This window comes from Paenibacillus profundus (assembly GCF_021369635.1).
Lineage (GTDB): Bacteria > Bacillota > Bacilli > Paenibacillales > Paenibacillaceae > Paenibacillus_B > Paenibacillus_B profundus.
This window is the reverse complement of record NZ_JAJNBZ010000017.1, coordinates 122,795-128,794: the sequence shown is the minus strand read 5'-3', so window position 1 is coordinate 128,794 and position 6,000 is coordinate 122,795. Positions and strand designations below refer to the sequence as shown.

The 6,000-nt window shown below is 48.1% G+C and carries 8 protein-coding genes; 5 read left to right on the top strand and 3 right to left on the bottom strand.

The features are described from left to right. Positions 1–764: 764 nt before the first annotated feature. Entirely contained in the window at positions 765–1,307 is a 543-nt protein-coding gene (locus LQV63_RS19200) for an acyl-CoA thioesterase (RefSeq protein WP_233697944.1), read from the bottom strand. Positions 1,308–1,659: 352 nt separating this feature from the next. Then, entirely contained in the window at positions 1,660–1,815 is a 156-nt protein-coding gene (locus LQV63_RS19195; protein ID WP_019421625.1) for a DUF1540 domain-containing protein, read from the bottom strand. Between the two features lie 205 nt (positions 1,816–2,020). Between LQV63_RS19195 and LQV63_RS19190 the strand changes: the two genes are divergently transcribed. The 5 genes from LQV63_RS19190 to LQV63_RS31505 all read left to right on the top strand — a co-directional run bounded on the left by LQV63_RS19190 (position 2,021) and on the right by LQV63_RS31505 (position 5,282). Continuing rightward, entirely contained in the window at positions 2,021–3,085 is a 1,065-nt protein-coding gene (locus LQV63_RS19190) for a nucleoid-associated protein (RefSeq protein WP_019421626.1), read from the top strand. A gap of 55 nt (positions 3,086–3,140) precedes the next feature. Further along, entirely contained in the window at positions 3,141–4,046 is a 906-nt protein-coding gene (locus tag LQV63_RS19185; RefSeq protein WP_233697943.1) for an ATP-binding cassette domain-containing protein, read from the top strand. Beyond that, positions 4,031–4,738 (top strand): hypothetical protein, encoded by a 708-nt coding sequence (locus tag LQV63_RS19180; RefSeq protein ID WP_233697942.1) that lies wholly within the window; start codon positions 4,031–4,033, stop codon positions 4,736–4,738. Before LQV63_RS19185 ends, LQV63_RS19180 begins: the two co-directional genes overlap by 16 nt. A gap of 140 nt (positions 4,739–4,878) precedes the next feature. Then, positions 4,879–5,160, top strand: a complete 282-nt coding sequence (locus tag LQV63_RS19175) for an eL33 family ribosomal protein (RefSeq protein WP_019421629.1) — start codon at positions 4,879–4,881, stop codon at positions 5,158–5,160. After that, positions 5,157–5,282: a hypothetical protein gene (locus tag LQV63_RS31505; RefSeq protein ID WP_019421630.1), complete on the top strand. Its 126-nt coding sequence runs from the start codon at positions 5,157–5,159 to the stop codon at positions 5,280–5,282. Before LQV63_RS19175 ends, LQV63_RS31505 begins: the two co-directional genes overlap by 4 nt. Positions 5,283–5,291: 9 nt before the next feature. Here the strand turns inward: LQV63_RS31505 and LQV63_RS19170 are convergent, their stop codons facing one another. Continuing rightward, positions 5,292–5,744: a GNAT family N-acetyltransferase gene (locus tag LQV63_RS19170; RefSeq protein WP_233697941.1), complete on the bottom strand. Its 453-nt coding sequence runs from the start codon at positions 5,742–5,744 to the stop codon at positions 5,292–5,294. Positions 5,745–6,000: the final 256 nt, after the last annotated feature.

Here is a 6,000-nt window from a genome sequence, read left to right as displayed (position 1 = left end):
GTACGGTGGTGTGAGAGGTCGGCTACTCAGTTAATGGGTAGCCTCCTACTCGATTTCGCATAATTGTTGTGTATGGAGGATAGGATGCAGTTGTCTTAAAGCATGGCAGCCGGATCGTCCGCTGTGTTTGAAACTGGGGCATATACGGTGTTCTACTGTTGGCAGGTTGCTGAGAGGGGAGACTTCATTTAGCAGTGTCTTGCTCCATCCTCCCTCCCGCTCAGAAACAGATAATAACCATTTTAGAAGGGTAAAGATGGCAGGGTTTAACGATAAATCTTTCTAAAGACAAGTTTTCTGAGGATAAGTTCCCTGGGATAAACCTTCTAGCGATAAGGCTCCTAATGATAAAGCACTAATGATAAAGCTCCTAATGATAAACCTCCTGAACAATTACCTCCTACCGGTAAGCCTTCTAACGACAAGCCTTCAAGTGGTAAACACTTTAATGATGAGCTTTCTATAGATAACCCATTTGTGGTTAAATTTTCTAACGAACCTTATAGTGATAAGTTTTCTGAACATAAACTATCTGATGAATTTTCTGGATTTTCACAATTTTCTGATGGAAGGGGAGAGTGAAGCAAAGGACGTAAAATGGAACACAGTCTTCCTTCGGGGAGAGGCATATTTATTGTACGCATAGGTGACCGGAGGCAGCGCCTCCGGCTTAGCTTAACTGATTATTTCACTTTATGTTCTCTATCAGCTGGACCATCATTAAAAGGACTATGCCTGCCATAAATGAGATGGAAATTGTACGTTTATTCCCAATACTTGCGCGTTGTCAGCTTGTCCGCCAAGTTCTTGCTTGCGACGCGCCGTAATTTGCGCAGCTGGGACCGCTCGGGAGCGGATTCGTGCAGCAGCTTCTCTTCGTCTGTATCCGGTATGACTTGCGGTACGATGGCAGGTGCACCGTCTTCCTTGCGGGCCACGAAGGTAAGGAAGGAGGTCGCGGCAACGGCGCGCTCGCCAGTATATAAATGCTCGGATATGACCTTGACGAACACTTCGATGCTCGTCTTGCCCGTCCAAGTGACGAACGACTCCAGGCAGACCGAATCGGTCGGACGGATGGGACGCAGGAAGTCAACGGAGTCTGTAGACGCCGTGACAACGTTGCAGCGGCAGTGGCGCATGGCGGATATGGATGCCGTCTCGTCGATGAGGCTCATCAGCTTGCCGCCGAACAGCGTCTCATGATTGTTGACATCGTTCGGGAAGACGCGTCCGGTCTTAAACACACGCGATTCCCGGCAATGCTTCGTCCCGGGTTGCGAGGATGGTGATTGGCTTACGGTCATTTGTTTATTACGCCCTTTCTATGAAGTCATAAACCTATTATAAATGCTGGTTGCCGACGAACGATCAGGAAATATGTTACATTGCATAGTATCCGATCGTTACTTGCCCCTTCGCCGTTCGAATGCGGGGGGATCCATATCCTGTTGAGCGTACCAGAAAGCCCAGAGTTCGATGATCCGAGCTCTGTCCTCTATTTCACCGTCGGGCACATACAAGAAGCGTACAAAGCGTTATCGGAACAGGGTGTACCGTAATTCATATGCGCAGGGAAGTATATTTTGACAACTCGTTGATAATAATTATCAATGACGGAAGCAAGCGAGGGCGACGGGTAAGGTCGCCCTGCACGAGTTACAGCTTTGGTTCAAACGTTTTACAGTCGGTATCTCCGGAATCATGTGCCTGTTTGCCGCGATTGTTAACGACATAAATCGAGGATGCGGCGCATTTGTTGCCGGCAGCCCAATATTTGCAGGAGTTCACTTCGCATAATACGTCTTTTGCCATGATTGTTCACCTCCTTATAGTTATAAATTAGCCACAAAGGCCGTAATATTATACCTCACGCCCGAAAGTATCCTATTTTTAGCATGCAGTGCCCTGAGCGCATCGTGATATCTATCAAAACAATCAGGTGAATGTTGGCTTTCACATTCTCTCTTTTTTTCGCTACAATAGAAGAACGTGACTTTATGAAAGAGAGAGTGAAAGCATGATAGATTTGTCAAAAGCGGAAATTCACCGGATGATCGTCCATCGAGTAGGAAGTCCATCCCAAGATGAAGGCGTCCGAATTTCGCAAACCTTATACGACGTTCCGAACGAGGATGTACGGGATACGTTGTTGAAATATTTTTTGTCAAGCTTTAAATTCGAGGGAACCTATCGATTCCAGCATGAGTCTGAGCTCGCGATGAACGAAGTGTACACTTATGCGGGGCGCATTTTTCAGAAGGCGGATGCGTTCCATGAGCAATCGGTGCACATCTTGAATCACCTCTATGCCGTGTCCGGCCATCCGCAGATCAAGCCGGGGGAGCTGTATGTCGTTCACCTTAACAATATTTTGTATAACAACTTCAGCATCGATGCGTTAGGCATCTTTAAGTCGGAGAACAAGGACGTGTTCCTGCAGGTGGATGAGCCTGAGATAGAACGTCTCGGCGTGCGGGTGGAAGAAGGCGTTAACGTGCGCAAATTGGACAAAGGGTGTCTCATCCTGAACGTGCAGGCTGATGCCGGCTACTCGGTAGGCGTCGTGGACACCTCTTCCGGGAAGCAAGGCGAGGCGGCACTATTTTGGCTGGAGGATTTCCTGAACGTGAAGCTGCTGGAGGACGAGCATTATTTGACGGACAAGGTTATCGAAATGTGCACCCAATTTTATGACGATGTGATCGCTCCGGCTGCCGAAGAGCGCCCGGAGAAGAAAGAGAAGCTGCAGTTCATCAACAGTACGATCGATTACTTCGCGAAGCACGAGCAATTCGAAGAGGAAGCGTTCACCGAAGAGGTAATCGCGCATCCGGATATCGCTCCCATTTTCAGAACCTATAAGGAAACGTATGAGGAAGCGAACGAGCTCCCTCCGTTGAATGACATTCCGATTTCGCAGGTGGCGCTCAAGCGGGCGAAGCGCACGCACAAGAACAACATTCGCACGGATACGGGCGTGGAGCTGAAGCTCAAGAACGAGAGCTTTCCGTATGTGGAGAAGGGGTATGACGAAGATCGCGGCATGCACTACTATAAAGTATTCTATAACGAAGAAGAATAAATGATAGAGAATGACAGCTAATGAGACGTGGCATCATACAAATGGAGGACGACAGATGAACGAAATCATCCAGCTCAATCACGTGAGCAAGCGCTACGGTACAACAATTGTTCTCGAGGATATATCCTTCTCGCTGCTGGCGAGACACACGGTCGCCGTGAACGGGGCCAACGGATCGGGGAAGAGCACGTTATTACGCATTATTTCGGGCTTATCCCTTCCTTCCGGCGGAGAAATAAGGAGGGGATATCACGGGAAGCTGAACATCGGATTCGCTCCCGAACGATTTCCGCGCTTGCGTCAGACTCCCCATGAATATTTATATTCCATGGGGAAGATTCAAGGCATGTCTGATGATGAAGTGCTTGCGAGAACGTCACAGTTGCTGACGATGTTCGGATTGGAAGAGGCTGCGCATCGGCGCATCCACACCTTTTCCAAAGGGATGATGCAGAAGGTCAACCTCATGCAGGCGGTGCTCTGCCCACCAGACCTGCTAGTATTGGATGAGCCTCTATCCGGGCTAGATGCTGCTTCGCAGACCGAGCTCGTTCAATTGCTGCAGCAATTGAAGCAGCAAGGGCTGACTATCATTTTGACGTGTCATGAACAACGATTGTTGGACGAGCTTGCCGATCGAGTCATGGTGCTGCAGCATGGAAAGATTGTTGCGGACACATTGATAAAGCAATGTGAGACTGGCTGCATTCTAATCGAGTTCAAGCTGCGAAATAGAGAGCAGGTAAGCGAAGTGAAGCGGCTTGCCGGTGTGGTGGAATTAGAAAGCAACGAACATACACATCGCTTACATATCCAATCGGAGCATTCCGATGATGCGCTGCGCGCCATATTGGACAGAAATGGGTCGATTATTGCGTTGCATGCTGCCGATAGGGCACAGCCGCTGCGGGATTCGGACGTGGAGCGGGAGAGGGGCCAATCGTCATGTTCAGGCACTTAATCTGTTATTTAACACGTGATTTCAGCAGATCGTATCGATATATTCCTTCTTTGTTTACTTTTTTGATATGCCTATGTCTATTTTATACGTATGCTCCGAATCCGATCATGGGCAGCTATGCGGCAACGTCTATGCTATTGCTTCTAATTTCCTCGTGGCTCGCCTACAGTTTCTTTGCATCACAAGAACGGGTGCAAGAGCAAATTACAATTTTGCGCTTGGGCAGCGCGAAGAAATACTATGCGGGAGTTCTATGCTCGGTTTTTCTGTTGACCGCATTGTTAGCTTTATGTTCTATACTCTATCCGATTGTTTTTGATAAATTTGACGAGCCTGCAACTTGGGAGCATGTGACCGTCGGTTTTGTCGCCCATTTAAGTCTAGCAATATTAGGGATAGCGATTGCCGCTTTATTTAATTCCAGATTGGTAATGAAGATGAGTTATGCTATTGGCGGCATTTTGGCGATGCTTGCGATATCATTCTCTCAGGGCAAGCTCGTAGACATCCTTCCTCCCGGCATACAATGGATGACATGGGTGCTGCCACCGGCGTTTCCGACAATGGACATGCTGATGAATTACGAGGAGTACTCTGTGCTCGGTCGAATCGGCGTGTTGGTATTGCCGTTTCCTTATTCAACTGGGCTGCTAGCTATTTGCTGGCAATGGATGAAACGCAAAGATTTATGACGTATGAATGCTTGGTTTCTTGAAATCTAGTTTACATAACAAACTCTAGCACAGATTTTGCTATGGTAAGGCCTTTATACAAGCAGCCTGTCAATCACGCACATACCTTGTATTGTAACCACCAAGAAGGAGGGGTTGACATGCGGGGTGTTACTAAAGCGCAAGCACAAAAACTGGTAGGCCAGCGCATCTACGCGGTTCATAAGAGCGGCAAAGTTGTGACGGGAAAGCTGGTTCGCTTATCCGGCAACCGGCTGGTGCTGGAACAACCGAAAGGCAAGAAGGTTCAGACCAAGGCCATTATACCGTTGGTGTTGTTTGATTTGTTGGCCATCGGCACGAGTCCATTTGGCTTTGGAGGCTTTGGAGGATTTGGAGATTTTGGAGGTTTTGGAGGCTTTGGAGGCTTTGGAGGTTTTTGAAGCTTTGGAGGTTTTTGAAGGCTCTGGATACGGAGGATATGGATCTCCATACGGCTCTTTTTATCGGTAATGAAACAGAGTTAGCCGCAGAGGGCACGAGAGAAGAGAGGGAAGAAGCCTGAGGATCGTCCTCAGGCTTCTTTGTACGGAGATAATGTTTTCTCCATCTCATGACAGATAACCTCAGGCACGTATCGGGTTAACCGATAGCCGTTGCGCTCATAGAATCGTTCGGCCTCACGGTTGCCGTAATCGACAAGCATGCGGGACATTACGCAGCGATGTTTGCGTCCATAATGTTCTGCCCGACTAAGAAGCTGCCGTCCGTATCCTTTGCTTTGCGCTTGACGGGAGACAGCGAGCATATCGATAACGAGAGTCTGGTGTTGTACAAGCAGGTGAACGAAGCCGACCGTCTGATGAATTTGGTTGGTGGCTACATAGGTGATGCCTTTTAACCGCTTAGGAAGCTCTTTATGCACTTGTTCAGGGTCCCATGTTAAGTGCGAACGCGGAAGGAGCTCCGACTGAATAATTAACCAAATGGATTCGTCATCACTTTTGGGACGGCGAAGTCGAATCATGTTCATCCCCCTGAAAATATTCGTTGCTGTTATCATATGGGGGTGTGAACAATCGGTGATTCCGATGAAACACGATTCTTGAGGCCTGACCCGGAAGGAATAGAAGTACGTGTTAAGTCTGCGTCCCCCGCATCTTCTGATCGGGGGATTTCCGGTTGTATAGGGGAAGGAGCGTTTTTTGGAAAATAAGCCGACTCATTTGAACTATAGTTAAAACCCGGGACAGCGATACCGGATATAATATGGTTAAAAGTAA

Excerpts from the sequence above, each read along its gene's own strand:
- LQV63_RS19200 (WP_233697944.1), bottom strand. The coding sequence starts at position 1,307 with ATGACCGTAAGCCAATCACCATCCTCGCAACCCGGGACGAAGCATTGC.
- LQV63_RS19195 (WP_019421625.1), bottom strand. The coding sequence starts at position 1,815 with ATGGCAAAAGACGTATTATGCGAAGTGAACTCCTGCAAATATTGGGCT.
- LQV63_RS19190 (WP_019421626.1), top strand. The coding sequence starts at position 2,021 with ATGATAGATTTGTCAAAAGCGGAAATTCACCGGATGATCGTCCATCGA.
- LQV63_RS19185 (WP_233697943.1), top strand. The coding sequence starts at position 3,141 with ATGAACGAAATCATCCAGCTCAATCACGTGAGCAAGCGCTACGGTACA.
- LQV63_RS19180 (WP_233697942.1), top strand. The coding sequence starts at position 4,031 with ATGTTCAGGCACTTAATCTGTTATTTAACACGTGATTTCAGCAGATCG.
- LQV63_RS19175 (WP_019421629.1), top strand. The coding sequence starts at position 4,879 with ATGCGGGGTGTTACTAAAGCGCAAGCACAAAAACTGGTAGGCCAGCGC.
- LQV63_RS19170 (WP_233697941.1), bottom strand. The coding sequence starts at position 5,744 with ATGATTCGACTTCGCCGTCCCAAAAGTGATGACGAATCCATTTGGTTA.